This is a genomic window from Rhodoferax antarcticus ANT.BR (assembly GCF_001938565.1).
Taxonomy (GTDB): domain Bacteria; phylum Pseudomonadota; class Gammaproteobacteria; order Burkholderiales; family Burkholderiaceae_C; genus Rhodoferax; species Rhodoferax antarcticus.
Map to the genome: position 1 here is coordinate 813,191 of NZ_MSYM01000013.1, position 23,121 is coordinate 836,311.

17 protein-coding genes and 2 pseudogenes are annotated in these 23,121 nt (G+C 61.7%); 13 read left to right on the forward strand and 6 right to left on the reverse strand.

From position 1 onward, the window contains the following. The first annotated feature begins 60 nt into the window (after positions 1 to 60). From BLL52_RS12640 to BLL52_RS21440, 4 genes and pseudogenes are all read left to right on the forward strand, one after another. On the forward strand, positions 61 to 2,538 hold the full coding sequence (locus tag BLL52_RS12640) for a Tex family protein (protein WP_075586966.1): 2,478 nt from the start codon (positions 61 to 63) through the stop codon (positions 2,536 to 2,538). A gap of 48 nt (positions 2,539 to 2,586) precedes the next feature. Next, the gene (locus BLL52_RS12645) at positions 2,587 to 3,372 is read left to right on the forward strand and encodes an HDOD domain-containing protein (RefSeq protein WP_083633925.1); all 786 of its coding nucleotides are present in this window, start codon (positions 2,587 to 2,589) and stop codon (positions 3,370 to 3,372) included. A gap of 19 nt (positions 3,373 to 3,391) precedes the next feature. Then, positions 3,392 to 3,520, forward strand: a pseudogene (locus BLL52_RS21435) (phospholipase); the annotation flags it as partial. A gap of 30 nt (positions 3,521 to 3,550) precedes the next feature. Next, positions 3,551 to 3,664: pseudogene (locus BLL52_RS21440) on the forward strand (phospholipase); the annotation flags it as partial. A 34-nt stretch (positions 3,665 to 3,698) separates the two neighbouring features. On the opposite strand, the gene BLL52_RS12650 reads toward BLL52_RS21440, so the two are convergent. Beyond that, a complete protein-coding gene (locus BLL52_RS12650; protein WP_075587251.1) occupies positions 3,699 to 5,420 on the reverse strand; it encodes a GGDEF domain-containing protein in 1,722 nt (573 codons plus the stop codon). 176 nt (positions 5,421 to 5,596) lie between these two features. Here BLL52_RS12650 and BLL52_RS12655 point away from each other — a divergent pair, with 176 nt between their 5' ends. The 4 genes from BLL52_RS12655 (at position 5,597) to BLL52_RS12670 (ending at position 10,589) form a co-directional block, all read left to right on the forward strand. Then, the gene (locus BLL52_RS12655) at positions 5,597 to 5,776 is read left to right on the forward strand and encodes a hypothetical protein (RefSeq protein ID WP_075586968.1); all 180 of its coding nucleotides are present in this window, start codon (positions 5,597 to 5,599) and stop codon (positions 5,774 to 5,776) included. Positions 5,777 to 5,823: 47 nt separating this feature from the next. Beyond that, positions 5,824 to 8,241 carry a DNA internalization-related competence protein ComEC/Rec2 gene (locus BLL52_RS12660; protein WP_158025695.1) on the forward strand — a complete coding sequence of 806 codons (2,418 nt, stop codon included), beginning with the start codon at positions 5,824 to 5,826 and terminating at the stop codon, positions 8,239 to 8,241. Between the two features lie 197 nt (positions 8,242 to 8,438). Then, positions 8,439 to 9,308, forward strand: a complete 870-nt coding sequence (locus tag BLL52_RS12665) for an HDOD domain-containing protein (protein WP_075586969.1) — start codon at positions 8,439 to 8,441, stop codon at positions 9,306 to 9,308. 27 nt (positions 9,309 to 9,335) lie between these two features. Beyond that, a complete protein-coding gene (locus BLL52_RS12670) occupies positions 9,336 to 10,589 on the forward strand; it encodes an MgtC/SapB family protein (RefSeq protein ID WP_075586970.1) in 1,254 nt (417 codons plus the stop codon). 67 nt (positions 10,590 to 10,656) lie between these two features. Here BLL52_RS12670 and mltB read toward each other — a convergent pair whose 3' ends face one another. From mltB to BLL52_RS12690, 4 genes are read right to left on the reverse strand one after another with little or no spacing between them, the layout of a single operon-like run. Next, positions 10,657 to 11,856: a lytic murein transglycosylase B gene (mltB, locus tag BLL52_RS12675; RefSeq protein ID WP_083633927.1), complete on the reverse strand. Its 1,200-nt coding sequence runs from the start codon at positions 11,854 to 11,856 to the stop codon at positions 10,657 to 10,659. Positions 11,857 to 11,900: 44 nt separating this feature from the next. Beyond that, on the reverse strand, positions 11,901 to 14,054 hold the full coding sequence (locus BLL52_RS12680) for a transglutaminase TgpA family protein (RefSeq protein ID WP_075586971.1): 2,154 nt from the start codon (positions 14,052 to 14,054) through the stop codon (positions 11,901 to 11,903). Positions 14,055 to 14,083: 29 nt separating this feature from the next. Continuing rightward, positions 14,084 to 15,130 (reverse strand): DUF58 domain-containing protein, encoded by a 1,047-nt coding sequence (locus BLL52_RS12685; RefSeq protein ID WP_083633928.1) that lies wholly within the window; start codon positions 15,128 to 15,130, stop codon positions 14,084 to 14,086. Beyond that, the gene (locus BLL52_RS12690; protein WP_075586973.1) at positions 15,130 to 16,050 is read right to left on the reverse strand and encodes an AAA family ATPase; all 921 of its coding nucleotides are present in this window, start codon (positions 16,048 to 16,050) and stop codon (positions 15,130 to 15,132) included. The genes BLL52_RS12685 and BLL52_RS12690 overlap by 1 nt, the downstream gene beginning before the upstream one ends. Positions 16,051 to 16,093: 43 nt before the next feature. On the opposite strand from BLL52_RS12690, the gene BLL52_RS12695 reads away from it, so the two are divergent. From BLL52_RS12695 to BLL52_RS12715, 5 genes are all read left to right on the forward strand, one after another. After that, positions 16,094 to 17,047, forward strand: a complete 954-nt coding sequence (locus BLL52_RS12695) for a histone deacetylase family protein (RefSeq protein WP_075586974.1) — start codon at positions 16,094 to 16,096, stop codon at positions 17,045 to 17,047. 227 nt (positions 17,048 to 17,274) lie between these two features. Then, positions 17,275 to 18,024: an electron transfer flavoprotein subunit beta/FixA family protein gene (locus tag BLL52_RS12700; protein ID WP_075586975.1), complete on the forward strand. Its 750-nt coding sequence runs from the start codon at positions 17,275 to 17,277 to the stop codon at positions 18,022 to 18,024. A 68-nt stretch (positions 18,025 to 18,092) separates the two neighbouring features. Further along, positions 18,093 to 19,028: an electron transfer flavoprotein subunit alpha/FixB family protein gene (locus tag BLL52_RS12705; protein WP_075586976.1), complete on the forward strand. Its 936-nt coding sequence runs from the start codon at positions 18,093 to 18,095 to the stop codon at positions 19,026 to 19,028. A gap of 106 nt (positions 19,029 to 19,134) precedes the next feature. Continuing rightward, complete coding sequence (locus BLL52_RS12710; protein ID WP_075586977.1) at positions 19,135 to 20,925, forward strand: acyl-CoA dehydrogenase; 1,791 nt, start codon at positions 19,135 to 19,137, stop codon at positions 20,923 to 20,925. Positions 20,926 to 20,939: 14 nt separating this feature from the next. Continuing rightward, a complete protein-coding gene (locus tag BLL52_RS12715) occupies positions 20,940 to 21,719 on the forward strand; it encodes an alpha/beta hydrolase (RefSeq protein ID WP_075586978.1) in 780 nt (259 codons plus the stop codon). An 11-nt stretch (positions 21,720 to 21,730) separates the two neighbouring features. Here the strand turns inward: BLL52_RS12715 and BLL52_RS12720 are convergent, their stop codons facing one another. Then, entirely contained in the window at positions 21,731 to 23,095 is a 1,365-nt protein-coding gene (locus BLL52_RS12720; protein WP_075586979.1) for an MBL fold metallo-hydrolase, read from the reverse strand. Positions 23,096 to 23,121 lie beyond the last annotated feature (26 nt).

The window sequence follows — 23,121 nt, forward strand, 5'->3', positions numbered from 1 at the left end:
TGGCAAACTCCCGCACCTGTTTGTTTGGGGCTGGCTTTTGGGCTGGCTGGGTTGTGAGTTATGCAAAAAATCATCGCGCAGATCGCGCAAGAAATCCGGGTTCATGAGCATCAGGTGGCAGCCGCCATAGAGCTGCTCGACGGCGGCGCCACCGTGCCCTTTGTGGCTCGCTACCGCAAGGAAGCCACTGGCGGGCTGGACGACATTCAGCTGCGTGAACTGGATGCGCGCCTGGCCTACCTGCGCGAGCTGCGCGACCGCCGCGCAGCCATCATCAAAAGTATTGACGAGCAGGGCAAACTGACCCCAGCGCTGCTGGCCGCTTTGAGCGCCGCACCCACCAAGCAGGAGTTGGAAGACCTGTACCTGCCGTTCAAGCAAAAGCGCCGCACCAGGGGCCAGATGGCGCGGGAGGCGGGCATTGAGCCGCTGGCTGACAAGCTATTTGCCAACCCGGCGCTAGACCCAGCGGTGCAAGCGCAGGCTTTCATCAAAGCTGAAAAAACCGAGGCGGGTGACGACTTCACCACGCTGCAAGCGGTGCTGGACGGCGTGCGCGACATTCTGTCGGAACGCTGGGCCGAAGACGCTGCGCTGGTGCAAGACCTGCGCGGCTGGCTCTGGGCCGAGGGTCTGTTCAAGAGCACGCTGATGCCTGGCAAGAACGAGTCCGACGCTGACGTGGCCAAGTTTCGCGACTATTTTGATTACGACGAACCGATTGGCCGCGTGCCCTCGCACCGGGCGCTGGCGGTGTTTCGTGGCCGCAGTCTGGAGATTCTGGAGGCCAAACTGGTGCTGCCAGAGCCGCCTGTCGTGGCCCCCTTTGCATCGGGGAAATTTATACAAAATCAGCCTCTAGCCCATACAGAACAAGCGCCAGTAGCTACAAAGACAAGAGCGCTACAGCCGCCATCCCTGGCAGAAGGGCGCATCGCGCACAAGCTGGGCTGGAGCCACAAAGGCCGTGCAGCCGATGATCTGATCCGCAAATGTGTCGCCTGGACCTGGCGCGTCAAGCTCAGCCTGTCTACCGAGCGCGATTTGTTTGCGCGCCTGCGCGAAGCCTCCGAGGCGGTGGCGATCAAGGTGTTTGCCGACAACCTGCGCGACCTGCTATTGGCCGCGCCCGCTGGCCCGCGCGTGGTGCTGGGGCTGGACCCTGGCATTCGCACCGGCGTGAAAGTGGCGGTGGTGGATGCCACCGGCAAGCTGGTCGACACCACTGCGGTGTACCCGCACGAGCCACGCAAAGATTGGGAGGGCTCGCTGCACACGCTGGCCAAACTGTGTGAGAAACATGGCGTGAACTTGATCGCCATTGGTAACGGCACCGCCAGCCGCGAGACCGACAAGCTCGCCGCCGACCTCATCAAATTAATGGAAAAACGGCCTCTAGCCCAGACAGAACAAGCGCGAGCAGCTATTGAAAAAGTAGTGGTTTCAGAAGCCGGTGCGTCGGTTTACTCGGCCAGCGAATTTGCCTCGCAAGAAATGCCCGACATCGATGTGAGCCTGCGTGGCGCCGCCAGCATTGCCCGGCGCTTGCAAGACCCGCTGGCTGAGCTGGTGAAGATTGACCCAAAAAGCATTGGCGTGGGCCAGTACCAGCACGATGTGAACCAGAGCGAACTAGCCAAAACTTTGAATGCGGTGGTGGAAGACTGCGTGAACTCGGTGGGCGTTGACCTGAACATGGCCAGCGTGCCGCTCTTAAGCCGCGTATCGGGCCTGAGCGCCAACGTGGCTAAAGCCGTGGTGCGCTGGCGCGAGGAACATGGTGCGTTTGCCAGCCGCCAGCAGCTGCTCAAAGTCACCGGGCTGGGGCCGAAAGCGTTTGAGCAATGTGCGGGCTTTTTGCGCATTCGCGGCGGTGCCAACCCGCTGGACATGACCGGCGTACACCCGGAAACCTACCCGGTGGTGGAGCAGATCATGGCTAAGACCGGCAAACCCGTAGTTGAGCTGATGGGCCGCGCCGAGATGTTGAAAGCCTTGCGCCCGGAGCTGTTTGCCAACGACAAGTTCGGCGTGATCACTGTCAAAGACATTCTGGCCGAGCTGGAAAAACCCGGCCGTGACCCACGCCCGGACTTCAAAGTGGCGCGTTTTAACGACGGCGTGCAAGACATTCGCGACCTGGTCGAGGGCATGGTTCTGGAGGGCACGGTGAGCAATGTGGCCGCGTTTGGGGCGTTTATTGACCTGGGAGTGCATCAGGATGGGCTGGTGCATGTGAGTCAGTTGGCGCACAAGTTTGTCAACGACGCGCGCGAGGTGGTCAAAACCGGTGACATCGTCACCGTGCAGGTGGTCGAGGTGGATGTGGCGCGCAAGCGCATTGCCCTGACCATGAAGCTGGGTGCCCCGCCAGTGCGCAGTGGCGGTGCGGGTGACAACCGTTTTCAGGCGGCCAATCCGCAGCAGCGCCATCGCCCGGGTGCGCTACCCGCGGGCGGAGCGGGCCGGGCGGCAGGTGCGAATACGCCACAATCCACAGCCATGTCATCTGCATTTGCCAAGCTCAAGGGGCTCTGAAGCCAAATCATCATCGATCCCTCCGCACTTTTATCGTCGCGCTTTGTCATGCCCAGCCGGCCCAAGGCGGTAGCAATGCTGTTGCTGGAGCTGGCCCGGCCCGAGCCAGATTTGCGGCGGATTGCGCAACTGGCCAGCTCGGACCCGGCGCTGGCCATGCGGCTGCTGCAGGCGGCCAATGCCAGCTATTTCAAGCTTGCCGGACAGGTGCATGGGGTGAGTGAAGCGCTGGCGGTGCTGCGGCTTGGGCAGGTGCAGTCGATGGTGGTCTCAGCCACCTCGGTGGCTAGCTTTCAGGGCGGGCCACACTTTGATATCACCCAGTTTTGGGCCTATAGCCTGGACTGCGCCAAGGTGGCCCGCTCACTGGCCGGGCTAGTGCGGCAAAACCATCAGGCGGCTTTCACCTGCGGGCTGATTCATGCGGTGGGCGAGTTGGCCATGCGCTCAGGCCTGGCGCAAAGCATTGCGCTGGATGAGCGTGTCAAACCGCTGGATCTGAAGCGCGCGCGGGCTGAGCGCAAAGCGTTTGGCTTTTGCTACAGCGAAGTCAGCGGCTGGTTGACCCGCCATTGGCATTTGCCGCCGCTGGTTCAGAACGCTTTGCTGCACGCGCACGAGCCCTTTGCCAAAGAGGGGTTCGAGCCGCTGGCAGGTGTGGTGCACTTGGCCGTGTGGCGCGCCCGCGCTCGTCATGCGCGGCTGACCGAGAACGCCATGACAGTGACCTTTCCGTCGTTGGTGGCTGAGGTGATGGGGCTGGACATTGACCTGGTGCTGCAGCAAGACCCGATCGACTGGTCGCTGCAAGAGCCGGGCCGCTCGCTGATCTGAATTTGCGCCAGGGCGAGCCATGCAAGCGCTGTGCATCTACGCCGGGCCCAGGGCGATCGCGCATCTGGCCCACCAGGGCCTGCAGTCGGCTGACATTGCGGCTATTCCCGCTGCGGCGGGCGGCCCCAAAGGGCTTATTTTGGGCCCGTAAAAAGACTCAAAAGCTCAGGGCAGCCCGGTGCGCTACCCACACTTTCAGCAAAGTGTGGTGCCGAGCTGGCTGGACAAACATTTGCGCTGGCGGCACCACGCCACGCCGTTTCTGGACAACCTGATCGTGCTGGCACCGAATCGGGGATCGGCGTTGACGTGTTGCAGTGCTGCGCTTACTGCGCAGGCCCGGGCGTCTTCGCCTCATATGCCACGTAAATATTGCGCTGCAATGCTTTGGCGCGAAACAGCGCTTGGTCGCCGCGCTCCAGCATCGTGTCAATGGTGTCGTCAGACGTTTGCAGGTAGCCGCCAATGCTGACGCTCATCGCAATCACCTCGCCGCTGTCAGCGGTGAGTTTGCGGCAGTTGGCAATGTCAGCACGCAGGCGCTCACCCAAAGCGTCCAGATACAACTGGGTCGCGTTGGGCAGCATCACCAAAAATTCGTCGCCACCCCAGCGCGACACCGCGTCGTAAGGCCGTACCGCCTGTCTTATCAAACTTGCGATGGTTTTGATGGCTTGGTCACCTGTGGCATGACCAAAATGATCGTTGATATCCTTGAACTCATCCAAGTCCAACCACAGGATGCCAAGGTGGTTTGCCTCGCGCATGGTGCGCTGCAGCTCAGACTCCAGCCGCTCCAGCATGCCCCGACGGTTGAGCAGTTCGGTCATCGGGTCAATTTTTGTCAGGCGTTCCAACGCGGCGGTTCGTTCCTGAACTTTGGCTTCCAGGTCGCGCCGGGATTCCATAACGGCTTGCGACATGCGGACAAACCGCTGCATAAGTTGGTTCACCTCTCCGGTACCCAGCGTGTCCAGGGCGATTTGGGTGCTGCTCCCGGTTTCGACTTGCGCCATGGCCTGGTTCAGCCGGGCCAGGGGCATGACCACATCGCGGCTCAGTGCGATGTTGAACAGCGCCAGTAGCCCGAGCAGCGTCAGGGCATACAGCAGCACAAGCCCGGTAAATTCGCTCAGAGGCAGCAGCACATCCAGATCGAGCAAGGTGACTTCGTACCAGTCAATCTCTGGCAGATAGGTGACGCCCGCCAGATGCCGCTTACCGTCAACCTCTACAAACGCGGTTGCCACCGTCTCTTCCTGACTTTCCAGTGATTTCATGGCGGCCAGCACGGCGGTTAGGTCTTCATCACGGTCTAGCAATAGCCGTAAGGTTTTTTTCTGCGACGTGGCTTTGCTGACCGTGCCGAAGTCGATGAGCTTCTGATTGCGGTGGATCTGGATGGCCCCGGCATGGTCGACAAACAGGCTGGTGACACCGGGCAGGTTTTCTTCTACCACGGTGTTGATGAAGTTCGTCAGATCCAGCCCGGTGCCAGTCATACCAAGAATTTCGTCGCCGTCGCGAATCAAGACGTCGATCCATAGCTTGGTGATACCCAGGTCCAGATCGGGGTTGACGTTGATGTGGAGTTCGCGCTTTTGCCGAATCAAATCGAAGAACCAGGCATCTTTGGCGGCGTTGGGGTTGAGCACATAGCGCAGCTCTTTGCCAGCGTATTCGTTGCTGGCGTTGTTGTGAAAGTACGCACCGCTCTTGAGCAGCCCAGCAAAATAACTTTTGTCGTGAAAATTCTGGCGATAACTCTCTAGCTCGTTGATGGCGTTCTGGGTTAGCGTCGGGTTGCTGGGTTGCTGCGCCCACTGCCGAATGACTGACGAGTTGGCCAACTGGCGCGTTAGCGCTACCTCTCGCAAAATGGGCTGCAGCGTTCGGCTCTTGTCGTAGAGCACCTGCTTTTCAGCGTAGCGCACTGCCCATTTTTCAACAATGCTTTCGGCCATGGAGCGCACCGCCAGCCACGACGGAACGGCTACGATGACAAAAAAGAGAGCAGTGGTTAAAAGAAATCGGGGGCGAAGATTCATGGCAGCTAACTGCAGCATTCTTGGTTGGTGTGGCAACGGCCATTATTAATGTAGTCGGGCTCAGCTCCAGCCTTATTTGGTTGAGAGTTGAGCAAAGTGGAGCAAGGCTTTGAATGAGGCTATTCTTATGCACTCAAAAAAAATTACCGTGATGACCACCTGCCTGCACTGCCCTCATGACAACACCTGTTCCGATCGACGATGCGGTGATCTTTAACGCCACCCGCGTTGCCATGCCTTTTACCGGCGCTGCGGGTTGTAGTTTGAAAGGTACCGCTGGCTGGAGCGCGTACACCTGCATGGCGCTGCCTGCGCTCACAGCTGCCTTGGTCAAGTGGCTGCTGCAGACAAACTAAGGTCAGATCTGGCGCCTGCGCTGCTGGGCGTGTTGGCGGGCAGCGCCATGCAGGTGCAGCAGGCGGTGCTGTGGTCGGGCAGCGTTTATATGTTTTTTATGCTTCTAGCCCTTGTATCTCATAGGCTAATAGCTATCTTTAGCAGAGTAAATAGACGCCTGCGCCATGGCTCAGTCAACGGTTCAGTCAACGGCTTTTCCTTCCTTCTGATCTTTGCACTGCTGGCCTTTGGTGCGAGTGGTTGGCGCGCCACGGCCTTTGTCAGCGGCGCACTGGACCCGGCGCTGGAGGGGCGCGACATTCAGGTGGCGGGTGTCGTTTCAGGCTTGCCGCAGCCGTTTGAGGGCGGCGTGCGCTTTCGCTTCGACGCCGCCTCTGCCACGCTGGATGGTCAGAGCGTGACCTTGCCCAAGCGGTTGGAATTGGCCTGGTATGCCGGTGGCTGGGGACGAGGTGATGACGTGGGCGCGTCGGCTAATGAGCGTCAACGCGCCCCGCAATCGGTACAAGCCGGTGAACGCTGGCAGATGACGGTGCGCCTGAAGGCCCCGCATGGCAGCGTGAATCCGCACGGCTTTGACTACGAGTTGTGGCAGTGGGTGCAAGGCGTGCAGGCCACAGGCTATGTGCGTGCCTCACGGCATGACTTGGCACCGCAGCGGCTGCAAGCGACTTGGCTGCACCCAGTGGACAGCTTGCGCCAGCGTGTGCGCGAGCGCATTTTTGCCAGCGTGCCTGATCCGAACGCCGCCGGGGTGGTTGCCGCTCTGGTGACGGGTGACCAGCGTGCCATTGAGCGTGCTGACTGGAATGTTTTTCGCGCCACCGGCGTTGCTCATTTGATGAGCATCTCTGGCCTGCACATCACGATGTTCGCTTGGCTGGCGGCGGCGCTGGTGGGCGCTGGCTGGCGCCGTTCTGGGTGGTTGTGCCTGTGGTTGCCCGCGCCCAGTGCCGCGCTGATTGGCGGTGTCTTGCTGGCAGGTGGTTACGCGCTGTTCAGTGGTTGGGGCGTGCCAGCCCAGCGCACCGTGCTGATGCTGGCCACGGTGGGCGCGCTGCGTCTGTCTGGCGTGCGCTGGCCGTGGCCACAGGTGTGGTTGCTGGCCTGTGCGGTGGTGGTGGCGGTGGACCCGTGGGCGCTGTTGCAGGCCGGGTTTTGGCTGAGCTTTGTCGCGGTTGGGGTGTTGTTTGCTTCTGATTCAGGAGCGTTTAGCCCAGACCACAAAGGGGTTGGAGGCCGATTTGTCTCCTTGTTGCGCGAACAATGGGTGATCACGCTGGCGCTGACGCCATTGGTGCTGCTGCTGTTTGGCCAGGTGTCGCTGGTGGGTTTGTTGGCCAACGCATTGGCTATTGCGTGGGTGACCTTGCTGGTGACGCCTTTGGCCATGTTGGGCGCGTTGCTGCCCGGTGTGTGGAGCGTCGCCGCCTGGGCTGTGCAACTCATGGTTGAGCTGTTGCAAGCGCTTGCGAACTGGCCCTGGGCGGTGCTGTGGCTGCCGCAGGCTCCGGTTTGGGCTGGGTTGGCAGGGGTGTTGGGTGGTGTGCTGCTGGCGATGCGTTTGCCCTGGAGCCTGCGTCTGGCGGGCTTGCCCCTGCTGCTACCGGTGCTGCTGTGGCAGGCACCGCTGCCACCAGCGGGCCAGTTTGAACTGCTGGCGGCTGACGTGGGGCAGGGCAGCGCGGTGCTGGTGCGTACCCAGCGTCACGCGCTGTTGTTTGACGCAGGCCCGCGCTTCAGCAGTGACAGCGACGCCGGGCAACGGGTGTTGGTGCCGCTGCTGCGTGCCCTTAGCGTGCAACTTGACACGCTGGTGCTGAGCCACCGCGACAGCGACCACACCGGCGGCGCAGCGGCAGTGCTGGCCCTGCAGCCGCAAGCACGACTGTTGGGCTCTTTGGAAGACGAGCATGCCTTGCTGGCGCTTCGCCCTCTAGAGCGCTGCGTGGTCGGGCAGCGCTGGCAGTGGGACGGGGTGGACTTTGAGATGCTGCACCCGCTGGCAGCTGACTACGGCGTGGTCAATAAAACCAACGCCATGAGCTGTGTGCTGCGCATCTCCAGCGCGAAGCAATCGGCGTTGCTGGCAGGTGACATTGAGCGCGCGCAAGAGGCTGACCTGGTGCGGCGGCTCACGCTGGCCCAACCGCAGTCGCAGCCGCAGCCGCTGACCGGCTTGCAAGCGGATGTGTTGCTGGCCCCGCACCACGGCAGTCACTCGTCAAGCGGTGCGCTGTTTCTGGACGCGGTACAGCCGCGCCTGGTGCTAGTGCAAGCGGGTTACCGGAATCGGTTTGGGCATCCGCATGGCGCGGTGCTGGCGCGCTACGCCGCGCAGGGCGCCCAAGTGCTGGATACGCCCCACTGTGGTGCCATCACCTGGCAGTCTTGGCAAGCCGACACGCCGCGCTGCGAGCGCCAGGCGCAGCAGCGGTACTGGCGGCATCAGGTGCCACCGTAAAAACGCTCGCGCCGTGCGGGATCTGAGCTACCGGCGTGCACGGGTATCTGACGCAGTTTCTCGACGGTGTTAATGAACTGGGTGTCCACATCAGCGCCGGCTTCATGATGTCGACTCTTGCGCCAAGGTCTGTCGACTGGCTGGGCACCTTCGTGGGCTCATTTCATGGCAATAATGGGGCATAGGAGTTTTCCCCCATGCCGACCCAAGAATTGAACCGCGAACTAGACGCTGCCCGTGATGCGGGGCCCGTCAAGGACATTGTGATTCCCCCCTGCCCGCAATTGCTGGTGCAGTTGCAAGACGAGTTGTCCCAGGCTGACCCCAACCCGCAGCAGGTGGCAGCCATTGCCGGCAGTGACGTGGCCATGGCTGCTGCGCTGATCAAAATTGCCAACAGCGCGCTCTACGCGCGGCGTGAGCCCGCGCGCTCAGTGGCGCAGGCGATTGCCATGCTGGGCGTCAAGCCCACCACGACCATCCTGACCAGCTTTTTGCTGCGCAACGCGATCCACATCGACCCAACGCTGATCGAGCATTTCTGGGAGTCTTCCACCCGCCGCTCGCTGGCGATGGCGCACATTGCCCAGCAGATGTATGGGGTTGACGTGGAGATGGCCAAGATCTGCGGTTTGTTTTTGCATGTGGGTATTGCGGTGATGCTGCAAGGCGTGCGCGGTTACAGCGGCACGCTGATCGAGGCCATGGCGCGGCGCGACCGCACCTTTGTGGAGACCGAAAACGCCGTTCACCGCACTGACCATGCGGTGGTGGGCGCTATCGTGGCGAAAACCTGGCACTTGCCCGCCGCGGTGGTGCATGCTGTGCGCTTGCACCACGACTTTGCGGTGCTGCCTGACGCCAGCGTGCCGGAAGAGGTGCGCCAACTGGTGGCGATTGCAGCCATTGCCGACCATCTGGTAGCCCACCACGAGGGGGTGAAAGACCAGCGCGAGTGGTCGCAGTCTGGCCCGAAGTGCATGGCGTTTTTGCAAATCAGCGCCAACGAGGTTGACACCTGGGTGGACGAGCTGTACCCGGCGTTTGAAGCTGTGGTGGTGGTCTGACCGGACTGCCCAGCCAGCGCTTTACCCATGAACGACACCAACCTGGCCATCAGTTTTGCGGTTGCGATCGGCCTGGGCGCCTTGCTAGGCCTGGAGCGCGAGCGCACCAAAGGCGGTGACGGCGGCGCTGGCGTGCGCACTTTCGCGTTGATTTCATTGGCCGGTGCGCTGGCCGGTTATCTGGACAAATCGCTGGGCCTGAGTCTGTGGGCCTTGGTGATTTTTGTTCTGGTGGCCGTGCTGGTGATCAGTGAATATGTGATGACTGCCAAGCGTGGCGACACCGGCATCACCACCGAGGTGTCGGCGCTGCTGGCTTTTTTGCTGGGTCTGCTGTGCGCACATGGGCAGTTGCAGCTGGCCAGCGCGATTGCGGTGGTTATGGCGCTGCTGCTGGCGCTAAAAGAGTGGCTGCACCACCTGGCCACCCAGATCAACACCGCGGATGTCGAGGCGACCTTGAAATTTGCCATCGTGACCCTGATCATTTTGCCGCTGGTACCCAACGACAACTACGGCCCGCCACCGCTGGACGCGCTCAACCCCTACAAAATCTGGTTGATGGTGGTGCTGATCTCGGCGCTGAACTTTGCCAGCTACCTGGTCATCAAGGTGGTGGGCACCGAGCATGGCATTGGCCTGGTGGGAATTTTGGGTGGACTGGCGTCCAGCACCGCGGTGACGCTGGGCTTTTCGCGGCGCAGCAAGCAAGAGGGCGCCGAAGCTCCCGCGCTGGCACTGGGTATTTTGCTGGCCTGGACGGTGATGCTGGCGCGTGTGGCGATCATGACCGCGCTAATCAGCTGGGAGCTGGGGCAAAAATTGTTTCTGGTGCTGGGCATGCTGAGCGTGGTCAGCCTGGTGGCGGTGGCTTGGCTGTGGCGCATGAGCAAACAGCGCGCGCGCGGTGAAGTCAAGGCGGGCAGCAACCCGTTTGAGCTCAGCGAAGCCATCAAGTTTGGCCTGCTGTTTGGCCTGGTGGTGGTGCTGGCGCGGGCAGCTCAGGTGTACTTTGGCGATGCCGGTTTGTACCTGGCCTCGGCCATTGCCGGCTTGACCGATGTGGACGCCATCACCCTGGCCATGGCTGACCTGGCAAAGGTGGACCTGGCCAGCTTGCAACTGGGTGCACGCGCCGTGGTGATTGCGGTGCTGGCCAATACCCTGACCAAAGGCGCCATGGTTCTGGGCCTGGGCTCTTCAGAACTGCGCCGGGTGATGCTGCCGGTGACGCTTGGCTTGCTGGCCACCGGTGCGATTGGTTTGTGGTTATTGGTCTGATTTATAGAAGAAATCGGCCTCTAGCCCTTGATTGGTAAGCGCGAGCAGCTATTGAATTGATACTACCTCAGGGCCGGGTGGGTGACTCGGTGCCGCTCTGGCTGGCTGAATCGGCGGCCGTCGTCTGACCAACCGCCTGCCGCACCGCCTGGCCCAACTCGATCACTGCCAAAGCGTAGTAGCTGCTCCAGTTGTAACGGGTGATGACATAAAAGTTTTCGGTGCCCGCTACATAACTTGGCGGCGCGTCGCCGTTTTGTAGCCCGACCAGCGCAAGTTTGCTGGGGTGCAACAGGGCGGCACCTTCCAGAATGGCCCCTTTGCCCTGAAAACTCGCCACGCTGAAGGTCGGCAAGATGTCGGGTGCCAGCAGGGCGGGCAGGTCAAGCCGGGTGGCATCAAAGCTCACCGGGTAATGCGTGGGCAAACCGGGCTGCCAGCCAAACGCTTTCAAGTAGTGGGCCACCGAGCCAATGGCGTCAGCCGGGCTGGTAAACAGGTCGATTTTGCCGTCGCCATCAAAGTCCACCGCGTACTTGTGCCAGCTGCTGGGCATGAACTGTGGCAAGCCCATGGCACCCGCGTAGCTTCCAAGCCAGGCGGTGGGGTCGGTACTCGCGCGCTGCATCATGCTCAGAAATTGCGCCAGTTCACCTTTGAAGTAGAGGCTGCGGTCGGCCGCGCGCGGGTGGCTGGCCGGAAAGTCAAACGCCAGCGTGACCAGCGCGTCCAGCACCCGGAAGGTGCCGAGTTGCTGGCCGTAAATGGTTTCCACCCCGATGACTCCGGCAATGATCTCGGCGGGTACACCGGTCTCGGCCTGCGCGCGCAGTAGCGTGGACTGGTTCGCCAGCCAGAAGGCCACCCCAGCCCGAATACGCCGGGGCTCCACAAAGCGGCTGCGGTACAACGCCCAGTTTTTGGCCACGCCAACGGCAGGCGGTGTCACCGCCTTGGCAATGGCCGGGATGTAGTTAGCCCGCGCCAGCGCTTGACGCACCCAGACTGGGTCGAGGTCGCGCGCCGCGGCCATCTCATCAGCAGCCTGCATGGCGTCCTGCCGCTGGGCGTAGCTTGGGCCGGGCAAAGGTGGACTCACGGGGGCGCTGGCTGCGGTCTTGACAGCCCTTTTAGATTTTGAATGATTTGTGGCTTCAGCCCTTATGGGTAAAGCGCTGATAGCTATCAAAAGAAGTGCAGCGCCGAGCCGCAGGCTAAAGGTGTGCGGAGCGGTCTGGGGGAATGCATGGGGGACGTTGTGCTGCATGGGTGGCATAAGTGGCATGGCTGGCATGGTTGTGTCTATGGGTGTCAGGCGCCCCAGCGCAGCTGCTGAAATTCGCGGCGCAGGGTGCTGAGCTGGCGCGGTAAGGCGCCGCGCTCGGGTGCGCTAGCGTAGCGCAGCGCTTCTAGGCGCAGCAGCCAGTCGGCAAAGGCCTGTGCGTCGGGGTGGCTACCTTGCTGGCTAGCGGCCTGGGTATCAGCCTGAATATCAGCCTGGATAGCGGTGTGGATAGCGGTGTGGATAGCGGTGTGGGTCGCGGGCCGGGTATCCAGTGGGCTATTGGGCTCGATGGGCGCGCGGTTGCTGGCGGGTTGAACCAACTGCTGGGCCAGTTGGCGTGGCGTGGCGTGGTCGGGCGGGGTGATTGCGGCGCGTTGCAGGCGGCTTCTGGCTTGCGCCAGCAGCCGCAACCACGGGTCTTGCCGGTGCCGCCCCCAGGCGCTCCAGGCAACACCGCCCAGACTGACGGTGACCACAATGGCGCACAGCAGGTAAATCAGGTCTTCCCAGCTGGGCGACTCAAAACCGAGGTCTTTGAGCAGATTGAGCTGGCTGGCTTGGGTGTAATTCAGCACCCACTGGTTCCAGCGGTTGTTGACCGCCTCCCAGGTGGCGCGCAAATTCAGGGCAAAGCGCGGGCTGACCGTGCCCAGAATCGCGCTGGCAAGGGCGCCGCGCGGCGCTTCCAGCCGGGCAAAGGTGCCGGTGCGCGACGGTGCCACCACCGAGGTGGGGTCCACGCGCACCCAGCCCTGGCCAGACAACCAGACCTCGGCCCAGGCGTGGGCATCGCTCTGGCGCACCGTCCAGAAGCCATCCACAGGGTTGCGCTGGCCGCCCTGGTAGCCGGTAACCACCCGCGCGGGTACGTTGGCAGCACGCATCAGGATGACGAAGCTGGCGGCAATGTGTTCGCAAAATCCGGCCTTGCGGTCAAACCAGAACTCGTCGGCACTGTCACGCCCGTACAGGCCGGGCTCCAGCGTGTAGACATAACCGCCGGTGCGCAGCCGTTCCAGCGCGGCTTTGACCAGCGCTTCGCCCCAGGGGCCACCCGCTGGCGCGGATGCGGTGAGCTCTTGCGCCAGCGCGCGGGTGCGCGGGTTAAAGCCTTGCGGCAGCGCCAGATATGGTGTCAGGCTGGCTTCAAGCGTGAGCGGGCCGTAGCTGAACTGCGGGTAACTGGTGGCCTGGTAGCGCAGTAGCTCGGTGGCGTTGCGGTCTTGCAGCCACTGCAGCTCGGCGGTCATGCGGGCGCGGCCCTGCGCCAGATCAGGCGCGGTGGGGGTGGCGTCCAGCGTCAACAGCCAAGGCCTATGGTTGGGCTCCAGCGTGACCTGGTAACGCACCGCCAGGCCTTGCACCTTGAGCTGGGCATCTTCGCCGCGCAGCAGGCCAAAACCTTCGGTGGGGCGCCAGCGCAGGCCGTCAAAGTTCGACAACACCGGGCCGCGAAAGTACAGCGCGCTTTGCGCAGGTGGCTCACCTTCAAAGGCAATCCGCATGGCCACGCTGTCGTCCAGCGCCAGGCTGGCGATGTTGCCCACCGTCATCTCGGCTGACAAACCGCTGCGCCCGGTCATGGCATCGCCGGGCAGGCCCCACAGCGGCGCCATGCGCGGAAACAGCAGGAACAGCGCCACCATGATCGGCGCCCCCAGCAGCGTCATGCCGCCCGCAATGCGTGCGGCGTGCCACAAGGGCGGGCGGCCCACCGGCATGTGGGCGTTGACCAGCGCGGTGAGCAGGCCCAGCAGGGCGACCAGCATGCCGGCGGCGGTCAAGAGTGACTGCGAGTAGAAAAAATTCGTCAGCATCAAGAAAAAGCTGAGGAAAAACACCACAAATGCGTCACGCTGTGCCCGCAGCTCCAGGGTTTTGAGCGCCAGTAACACCACCACCAGCGTCACCCCGGCGTCACGCCCGAGCAGGGTTTTGAACGAGATCAGCGTGGCAGCCACGGCAAAAGCCAGCAGGCCCAGACGCCACCACTTGCCCGGCAGCGGCTGGCCGCGCCAGGCCAGCACACCGCGCCACAGGATCACCACGCCGGTGAAGGCGCCGCACCACAGCGGCAACTCACCCAGCATGGGGGCCACCACCCAGCCGATCACGCCCAGCATGAACAAGGTGTCGCGCGCCTCGCGCGGCAGGTGGGTCAGGGCGGCGGGCAGCTTCATGCTCTGGGGTAGCTTTATTGCCATGACGGTCAGGCCAAGGCCAGAGCCCGCAGGCAGCGCTGTAGGTGCGCCGGGCCGTGGTCGGCGGCGATGTCGTGCCCACCCAGACGCAGGCCGTAGCGCAGACCCAGCTGGTCGGCCCGCAGCACCCAGGCGCACAAGCGGCTGAGCTGCTGCTCGGTATGTTGCAGCCCGGTGAGGGTGCGGTCCAGCCACAGGTCGTGCTGCTGCGCTGCCACGCTGTCGCGGCTCACCAGCTCGCCGGTTTTGGCAGCTTTTTTCCAGAGGATGTTTTTCAGCGCGTCGCCGCGCCGATAGGGCCGAAAACTGTCGGGCTCGCCGTGATGGTGTGGTGCGGTGCGGGTCAGGCCGTGTTCAGCCTCTGAGGCGTCATCGGGCAGCGGCGGTGGCCGGGCCTCGGGCTGCGGGTACACCAGCAGCTGCGCGGCGGGGCGCCAAAGTGTCCAGACCCGAAACGTGCCCAGCGGAAACAGCGTTTGCACGCTTAGCGTCGGTAAAGGGTGCAGGCCGCGCTGCGTGGCTGGCCAGGCCAGATGCACATTGGCGCTGCCTTGAGCGGCCACATCGGTGTGGACCCATTGCTTGGCGTTGCTCACGGTCAGCCCAAGGGCATAGCGCTGGCGTTTGGAAGTATTTAAAAGTTTGATGCCAAATTGGGCTGTAGCCCCCGAGAATACTGCGTCAGGCGCTCCTAAAGTAAGAGTCATCCCACGCAGGTTGGCATGGCTCACATGCATCGCCACCACCGCGCAACCGGCCAACAGAAAGGTCAGCAGGTAGCCTAAATTGAGCTGGTAGTTGATCGATGCCACCAGCAGCACCAGCAAGGTGGCCCCCAGCATCAGCCCGGCACGGGTGGGCAGGATGTAGACGTTGCGCTGCGTCAGCGTCACGCTGTCGGCCAGCGGCATGCGTGATTGCCACCAGCGGTCAAACCGCGCCCGCACCCGTGCAATCGGGTTCCATGCCAAGGAATCCGTGGACTCGGATTGACCAGACCACTGTGTGTGCCCCTTTGAAGGGGATACACCTGAGGCGCTTCCGATGCGTGTCATTACGGCAGGGGGGTAGCGCCGAGCATGGCGCGCACCTGCTCCACCGCGCCACGGCCTGCGTCGCCAGTGGGGATCAGCCGGTGGGCAATGGTTTGCGGCAGGATCGCGCGCACGTCGTCAGGCGCAACATAGGTGCGCCCGCTCAGCAAGGCGCGGGCCTTGGCGGCGCGCAGTACGGCAATACCGGCGCGCGGGCTCAGGCCCTGCACAAACCAGCGTCCTGAGCGGGTGGCGGCCAGCAAATCCTGCACATAGTCGAGCAGCGGGTCGGCAGCGTGCACGGCCAGCACCTGGTGCTGCAGTATCAACAGCTCTTCTGGGGTGAGCAGGCTGGGCAATGCATGCACCAGGTCACGCCGGTCAGTACCGCTGAGCAGCAGCCGCTCGGCGCCACGGTCCGGGTAACCGAGCGAGATGCGCATCAGAAACCGGTCCAGCTGCGACTCGGGCAGTGCGTAAGTGCCGGCCTGATCCATCGGGTTTTGGGTGGCAATGACGAAAAATGGCAAGGGCAGGGGGCGCGTTTCACCCTCTATGGTGACCTGTTTTTCTTCCATGGCCTCAAGCAGCGCACTCTGCGTTTTGGGGCTGGCTCGGTTGATCTCATCGGCCAGCAGCACTTGGGCAAACAGTGGGCCGGGGTGGAACACAAAGGCGTCTTTGCCGCGCTCAAAAACCGACACACCCAGCAAGTCGCTGGGCATCAGGTCGGCGGTAAATTGCACCCGGGAAAAAGCCAGGCCAAAGGTGCGCGCCAAAGCATGGGCCAGCGTGGTTTTGCCGACGCCCGGCACGTCTTCAATCAGCAGGTGGCCCCCAGCGAGCAAACACGCCACACAATCTTGTGTCTGCTCGTATTTGCCCACAATCACCGTGTTAAGCTGATCGACCAAGGCTGTAAGTTTTGCTTGTATATCCATCAGGTGACCTTACCAAAAAATCAAATCCAGGAGACAACCGTTTATGACAATGACCGGATACTTTACTCACCCCAGCTTTCGCAAACATGAAATGGGCCCTGGCCACCCCGAATGCCCTGAACGGCTTGATGCCATTGATGACCGCCTGCTGATCTCGGGTCTGGATGTGGCGCTGGACCGCCGCGAAGCCACCCCGGCGTCCACCTCTGACATTGAACTTGCCCATGGTCGCATGTACATAGCGGCGATTCGCGGCCTGAACGCCGAGCTGACGGAAGAAATAGCTGCCGGTGGTGCCGAGCATCTGCAGATTGACCCCGACACCAGCATCAACATCCACACCTGGACAGCGGCGCTGCATGCTGCCGGTGCCGCCACCGACGCGGTGGACGCGGTGCTGGCGGGCGAGATGAACACCGCGTTTTGCGCCGTGCGCCCACCCGGCCACCATGCCTGCCGCGACAAGGCGGGAGGGTTTTGTTTCTTCAACAACGTGGCGATTGCCGCCAAATATGCGCTGGAGCGCCACAACTTGAAGCGTGTGGCGATTGTTGACTTTGACGTGCACCACGGCAACGGCACCGAAGACATCGTCAAGGGGGATGACCGCATCCTGATGGTGAGCTTTTACCAGCACCCGTTTTACCCGCTGGACTGGGCGCATTCTGATGCCTCGAATCTGGTCAACCTGCCGGTGCCGGCCTACACCAAGGGCATGGACATCCGCGAGATGATCGAAGCCGCCTGGATGCCGCGCCTGGAAGAGTTCGAGCCCGAGCTGATTGTGATCAGCGCCGGGTTCGATGCGCACCGCGAGGACGACATGGGCCAGCTCGGCCTGGTGGAGAGTGACTACGCCTGGATGACCACCCGCATCATGGATGTGGCACGGCGCCACGCCAAGGGCCGCGTGATCAGCTGCCTAGAAGGTGGTTATGTGATGAGTGCGCTGGCCCGCAGCGTGGAGGCGCATATCCGGGTTATGGCCGATGTCTGAGGCGCCATCTGGCGACTTGCAGACCTGGTTGTCGGCGCGTGCTCGGCGTTGCCTATAATTAAAAAGCACGATCGTTCTTTTAATGGATTTTCCCTGGATTGTCGTTTTGGCAACCAAGCTGACAAGCCGGGCCGCATAAAATGATTGCGTTGACGTACACGTCAACCTGTCTGGCGTGCTCACGGTGTTTCATGAGCCTTTAATTATTACTTTGGAGAGACGTTTTTATGAAAGTCCTGGTCGCAGTCAAACGCGTGGTGGACTACAACGTGAAGGTCCGAGTCAAGTCGGACAACACCGCTGTAGACATTGCCAACGTCAAAATGAGCATGAACCCGTTTGACGAAATCGCCATCGAAGAAGCCGTGCGCTTGAAGGAAAAAGGTATCGCCACAGAAATCATCGCGGTATCTTGTGGCGTCACCCAATGTCAGGAAACCCTGCGTACTGCCATGGCCATTGGTGCTGACCGCGCCATTCTGGTGGAAACCACGGTTGAACTGCAACCCCTGGCCGTGGCCAAACTGCTCAAGGCGGTGATGGACAAGGAACAACCCGGCCTGGTCATTCTGGGCAAGCAAGCCATTGACGATGACTGCAACCAGACCGGCCAGATGCTTGCCGCCCTGGCGGATCTGCCGCAAGTCACCTGCGCCAGCAAGATTGAGGTGGTGGACGGCAAAGGCAATATCACCCGCGAAATTGATGGTGGTTCTGAAACCTTAAATGTCACTTTGCCAGCGGTCATGACTGCTGACCTGCGCCTCAATGAGCCGCGCTACGTCACCTTGCCCAACATCATGAAGGCCAAGAAAAAGCCCATGGAAGTGATCAAGGCCGAAGACCTGGGGGTTGACCTGACGCCGCGCATCAAGACCCTGAAAGTCAGCGAGCCGCCCAAACGCAGCGCCGGTATCAAGGTGCCCGATGTGGCGACGCTGGTTGACAAGCTCAAAAACGAAGCAAAAGTTATCTGAAACCTTGCCGGACGGACCAACATTTGCCAAGCAAATTTGCTCGGTCCTCAACTGATTAAAGGCTCCCCATGACCATTCTCGTTATTGCCGAACACGACAACACGTCCCTCAAGCCCGCCAGCCTGAACACCATCACCGCAGCCAGCGAGCTGGGCGGTGATGTGCATGTGCTGGTGGCTGGCCTCAACGCTGCCACCGTTGCCACTGCTGCTGCCCAGGTCGCCGGTGTCGCCAAGGTGCTGCATGTGGATGCCGACACTCTGGCCCACGGCGTAGCTGAAAACGTAGCCGCCCAGGTGGTGGCACTTGCTGGCAGTTACAGCCACATTCTGTTTGCCTCCACCGCATCGGGCAAAAACATTGCACCGCGGGTGGCTGCTTTGCTTGATGTGGCTCAGATTTCCGACCTGACCAAAGTGATCAGCGCCGACACCTTCGAGCGCCCGATCTACGCTGGCAACGCCATGGCCACCATACAGAGCGTCGATACGGTCAAGGTGATGACTGTGCGTACCACGGCTTTTGACGCTGCAGCCCAATCAGCGCAAGCGCCGGCAGCTATTGAAGTTGTAGCGTCTGTGGCTGTGGCTGGCAAAACCAGTTATATGGGCAGTGAAATCGCCAAAAACGACCGGCCCGAACTCACCGCCGCCAAGGTCATCGTCAGCGGTGGCCGTGCGCTGGGGTCGCAAGAGAAGTTCAATGCGGTCATGATCCCGCTGGCCGACAAGCTCGGTGCTGCAATTGGTGCCAGCCGTGCAGCGGTGGATGCCGGTTACGCACCAAATGACTGGCAAGTGGGCCAGACCGGCAAGATCGTGGCGCCCCAGCTTTACATTGCTGCGGGCATCAGCGGGGCCATCCAGCATCTGGCCGGCATGAAAGACTCCAAGGTGATTGTGGCCATCAACAAAGACCCCGAGGCACCGATCTTCAGCGTGGCCGACTACGGCCTGGAGGCTGATTTGTTCACGGCGGTGCCTGAATTGGTCGCCGCCCTGTAAGGCCAAGCGTCAACCAGGGCATCCGTGTGATGCCCTTTTTTTATGCCAGGCAGCCGCATTAAAGCGCAAGCCTACCTCAACGTTTCAACGTTTTTGGAGAAAGACCATGAGTTACGCTGCCCCCCTGAAAGACATGCTTTTCAATATCAAATACCTGGCCGGTATTGATCAAATTCAGCAGCTGCCCGGCATGCAAGACGCGGGTTTGGACACGGCTCAGGCGGTGCTCGAAGAGGCGGCCAAGTTCAACGAGGGCGTGCTTTCACCCCTGAACTGGGCGGGTGACCAGAACCCCACCAGCTGGAAAGACGGTGTGGTCACTGCCACGCCGGGTTTTAAGGAGGCTTTTCAGCAGTTCACCGAAGCCGGTTGGCAAGGTTTGCAGCACCCGGTGGCGTATGGCGGCCAGGGCCTGCCCAAGTCCATTGGCGCATCGGTGGGTGAAATGCAGAACGCCGCCAACATGAGCTTTGCGCTGCTACCGTTACTGGCTGACGGCGCGATCGAGGCTTTATTGACCGCTGGCTCGCCAGAACTCAACGCCATTTACCTTGAAAAACTCGTCAGCGGCCAGTGGACCGGCACCATGGACCTGACCGAGCCACAAGCGGGCAGTGACCTGGCAGCGGTGCGCACCCGCGCCGAGCCCCAGCCCGATGGCACTTACAAAATTGCGGGTACCAAGATCTTTATCACCTGGGGCGAGCATGAGCTGGCAGAAAACATCATTCACCTGGTGCTGGCGCGGGTGAATGGCGCACCGGCCGGGGTCAAGGGCATCAGCCTGTTTGTGGTGCCCAAATTCATGGTCAACGCCGACGGCACGCTGGGTGCGCGTAACGATGTGCATTGCGTCAGTATTGAGCACAAGCTGGGCATCAAAGCCAGCCCAACCTGCGTGCTGCAGTATGGCGACAACGGTGGCGCGGCGGGTTACCTGGTGGGTCAGGTAAACCGCGGCCTGGAATACATGTTCATCATGATGAACGCCGCGCGTTACGGCGTTGGCGTGCAAGGCATTGCGATTGCCGAGCGCGCCTACCAAAAGGCAGTGCAGTTTGCCACAGACCGCATCCAAAGCCGCCCGGTGGACGGTTCGCTGCCAGCGGCTGGCCCGATCATTCACCACCCGGATGTGAAACGCATGCTGATGACTATGCGCGCCTACACCGAAGGTTGCCGTGCGCTATCCAGTGTGGCTGCGGCGGCGTATGACGTAGCGCACCACAGCCCGGACGCCGAAGTAGCCGAGCAAAACGAGACTATTTACGAATTCATGGTGCCGCTGATCAAGGGTTTCAGTACCGAGATGAGCCAGGAAGTCACCTCGCTGGGCGTGCAGGTACATGGCGGCATGGGTTTTATTGAAGAAACCGGCTGCGCCCAGTACTACCGTGACTCAAAAATCCTGACCATTTACGAAGGCACCACTGCCATCCAGGCGAATGACTTGGTCGGCCGCAAAACCGCCCGCGATGGCGGCCAGACGGCCAAGGCGCTGGCACTGCAGGTGGAAACCACAGAAGCCGCCTTGACGGCACTCGCCACACCAGACGCGCTGGCCGTGGCCAAACGTCTGGCTGCGGCGCGCCTGGCATTTGTCGACGTGGTCAACTTCATGGCGGCAAATGCCAAGAGCAACCCCAATGACGCCTATGCGGGCAGCGTGCCGTATCTGATGCTGGCGGGCAATTTCATGGCGGGCTGGCAGATGGGCCGCGCTCTGCTGGTGGCCCATGAGGCGCTGCAGCGCGGTGAAGACACGGCGTTCATGCAGGCCAAAATCACCACAGCGCGTTTCTACGCTGACCACATCCTGACGAAGGTGCCCGGGCTGCGCGACAGCATTGTGGACGGCGCTGGCAGCGTCACGGCGCTGGCGCTGGACGCGTTCTGACCTGAGGCCTGGTCATGTCACTTCCGTGGCAGCGGCGTCTGCTGGCCAGTGTGCTGGTGGGGTTGCTTTGTACGACGGCATGGGCCCAGGACAAGCTCATGGTGCTGGTGCCCCGTGCGGGTGTCAGTACCAGTTATTGGTGGATGCCGCGCGACAGCGCGGTGGCAACAGTGTTGCTGTTTTCGGGCGCTGGGGGTGGCATTGGATTGCGCGATGGTATTCCCCAGTCTGGTAATTTTTTGATCCGCTCACGCGAGGAGTTTGCCAAAGCGGGCCTGAACGTCGCGCTGGTGGGCAACCCGGACGATGCCCGCAAAATGACGCCAGCGTTTCGCCAGTCTGCCGAACATGCAGCAGACGTGCGCGCCATCATTGATGACATCCGCCAGCGCAGCCCGGCGCCGATTTGGCTGGTTGGCACCAGTCAAGGCACGCTCAGCGCGGCGTCCAATGCTGTTGCCTTGGGCACATCGATTGCCGGTGTGGTGTTGAGCTCCACAGTTACCGGGCAGCAGGTTGGCGGGTCTGTTTCAGATATCGCGCTGGAAAAAATCATGGTTCCAACGTTGGTCTTTCAGCACAAACAGGACGGCTGCCGCATCACCCCAGCGTACGCCGCACAACGATTGATCAGCAGGCTGGAGCGTGCTCCGATGAAAAAGTACATCGAAGTGGACGGTGGCAATAACCCGACAGGTGACGCTTGTGAAGCCTTTCACTACCACGGCTTCGTTGGCATGGAGGCGCAGGCGGCGGAGACCATCAGCAACTGGATCAAGAACCCAGGTAACTGAGGTGCGCTGGCTCAGGTCGGCCAGGTGGAACCGGCCTCGGGCACCATGGCGCGCCAGCCTAGTTCGCGGTTGATGCGGCAGCGAAACGCATCGGCGGGCCCGGCTTCACCATGCACGATGTAGACCTGGTCTGGCGCTTGGGGCATCGTCCGCAACCAGGTCAACAATTGGTTGGCATCTGCATGCGCTGAGGCAGATTGCAGTTGCACCACCTCCGCCTTGACCTCCACATCACGACCGTGGATGCGCACGGTTTTTGCACCGCTGGCAAGGGTGGCACCGCGCGTGCCCGGTGCCTGGAAGCCGGTCAGGATGATCATGTTGCGGTGGTCGCCCGCGTAATGCGCCAGGTGGTGTAGCACGCGCCCGCCGGTGGCCATGCCGCTGGCGGAAAGGATCACCATCGGCCCGTGGCGGCTGGCCAGGGCCTTGGATTCATCGGTGCTGTTGATCATGGTGGCGCTGTGGGTGAGGGCCCGACTGTCTTGCGTGCTCAGGCGGTGTTCGCCAGGGTGGCTCTCGAACAAATGGGTGGTGTTCACAGCCATCGGGCTGTCCAGAAACACCGGCAGCGAGGTGGGCAAGTCGCCCTTGAGCTTGAGCAGATGAATGGCATGCAACAACGCCTGAGCGCGCCCGACCGCAAAAACCGGCACCACCGCCACACCGCCGCGCTTGGCCACCCGCGCCAGCGCCGGTGCCAGCTCTGACAAGATGTCTTCCACCGGGTGGATGCGGTCGCCATAGGTGGATTCGATCAACACCGTATCAGCCTGTGGTGCATCGTCTGGCGGGCTCATGATCAGGTCGTCTGGCCGACCCAGGTCGCCTGAGAAAAGAATGCGCCGCCCAGCCACCTCCAGCAGAATGCTACTGGCACCCAGAATATGGCCCGCGGGTGAAAACGTGGCTTTCCAGCCCGGCAGTGGCGAGCAGGTTTTGCCAAATTCCACGGTTTTGATGAAGGGCAGCGTATCCAATGCATCCTGGCGGGTGTACAGGGGTAGGGCAGTTTCGTGTTTCGAGAGCTTGTGGCGGTTGGCAAATGCAGCGTCTTCTTCCTGAATGTGGCCACTGTCGGGTAGCAAGATCTTGCACAAGTCGCGGGTGCCTGTGGTGGTGTAGACGTGTCCGGTAAAACCTTCTTTCACCAGCAGTGGCAGGTAGCCGCTGTGGTCCAGGTGGGCATGGGTGAGCAGCACGGCGTTGATCTGATCGGGGGCCACCGGCAACGGCGTCCAGTTGCGCAGGCGCAATTGTTTGTAGCCCTGAAACAGTCCGCAGTCCACCAGCAGGCTTTTGCCATCATGGCGCACCAGGTATTTCGAGCCAGTCACGGTACCGGCGCCGCCTAGAAAAGTAATAGTAACGCTCATGTCAATAACTCCTGCTGAGTGTGAAG

Bases quoted from the DNA above. Each gene is read 5' to 3' on its own strand.
- BLL52_RS12640 (WP_075586966.1), top strand. From the start codon at position 61: ATGCAAAAAATCATCGCGCAGATCGCGCAAGAAATCCGGGTTCATGAG.
- BLL52_RS12645 (WP_083633925.1), top strand. From the start codon at position 2,587: ATGCCCAGCCGGCCCAAGGCGGTAGCAATGCTGTTGCTGGAGCTGGCC.
- BLL52_RS12650 (WP_075587251.1), bottom strand. From the start codon at position 5,420: ATGAATCTTCGCCCCCGATTTCTTTTAACCACTGCTCTCTTTTTTGTC.
- BLL52_RS12655 (WP_075586968.1), top strand. From the start codon at position 5,597: ATGACAACACCTGTTCCGATCGACGATGCGGTGATCTTTAACGCCACC.
- BLL52_RS12660 (WP_158025695.1), top strand. From the start codon at position 5,824: ATGCAGGTGCAGCAGGCGGTGCTGTGGTCGGGCAGCGTTTATATGTTT.
- BLL52_RS12665 (WP_075586969.1), top strand. From the start codon at position 8,439: ATGCCGACCCAAGAATTGAACCGCGAACTAGACGCTGCCCGTGATGCG.
- BLL52_RS12670 (WP_075586970.1), top strand. From the start codon at position 9,336: ATGAACGACACCAACCTGGCCATCAGTTTTGCGGTTGCGATCGGCCTG.
- mltB (WP_083633927.1), bottom strand. From the start codon at position 11,856: ATGCAGCACAACGTCCCCCATGCATTCCCCCAGACCGCTCCGCACACC.
- BLL52_RS12680 (WP_075586971.1), bottom strand. From the start codon at position 14,054: ATGAAGCTGCCCGCCGCCCTGACCCACCTGCCGCGCGAGGCGCGCGAC.
- BLL52_RS12685 (WP_083633928.1), bottom strand. From the start codon at position 15,130: ATGACACGCATCGGAAGCGCCTCAGGTGTATCCCCTTCAAAGGGGCAC.
- BLL52_RS12690 (WP_075586973.1), bottom strand. From the start codon at position 16,050: ATGGATATACAAGCAAAACTTACAGCCTTGGTCGATCAGCTTAACACG.
- BLL52_RS12695 (WP_075586974.1), top strand. From the start codon at position 16,094: ATGACAATGACCGGATACTTTACTCACCCCAGCTTTCGCAAACATGAA.
- BLL52_RS12700 (WP_075586975.1), top strand. From the start codon at position 17,275: ATGAAAGTCCTGGTCGCAGTCAAACGCGTGGTGGACTACAACGTGAAG.
- BLL52_RS12705 (WP_075586976.1), top strand. From the start codon at position 18,093: ATGACCATTCTCGTTATTGCCGAACACGACAACACGTCCCTCAAGCCC.
- BLL52_RS12710 (WP_075586977.1), top strand. From the start codon at position 19,135: ATGAGTTACGCTGCCCCCCTGAAAGACATGCTTTTCAATATCAAATAC.
- BLL52_RS12715 (WP_075586978.1), top strand. From the start codon at position 20,940: ATGTCACTTCCGTGGCAGCGGCGTCTGCTGGCCAGTGTGCTGGTGGGG.
- BLL52_RS12720 (WP_075586979.1), bottom strand. From the start codon at position 23,095: ATGAGCGTTACTATTACTTTTCTAGGCGGCGCCGGTACCGTGACTGGC.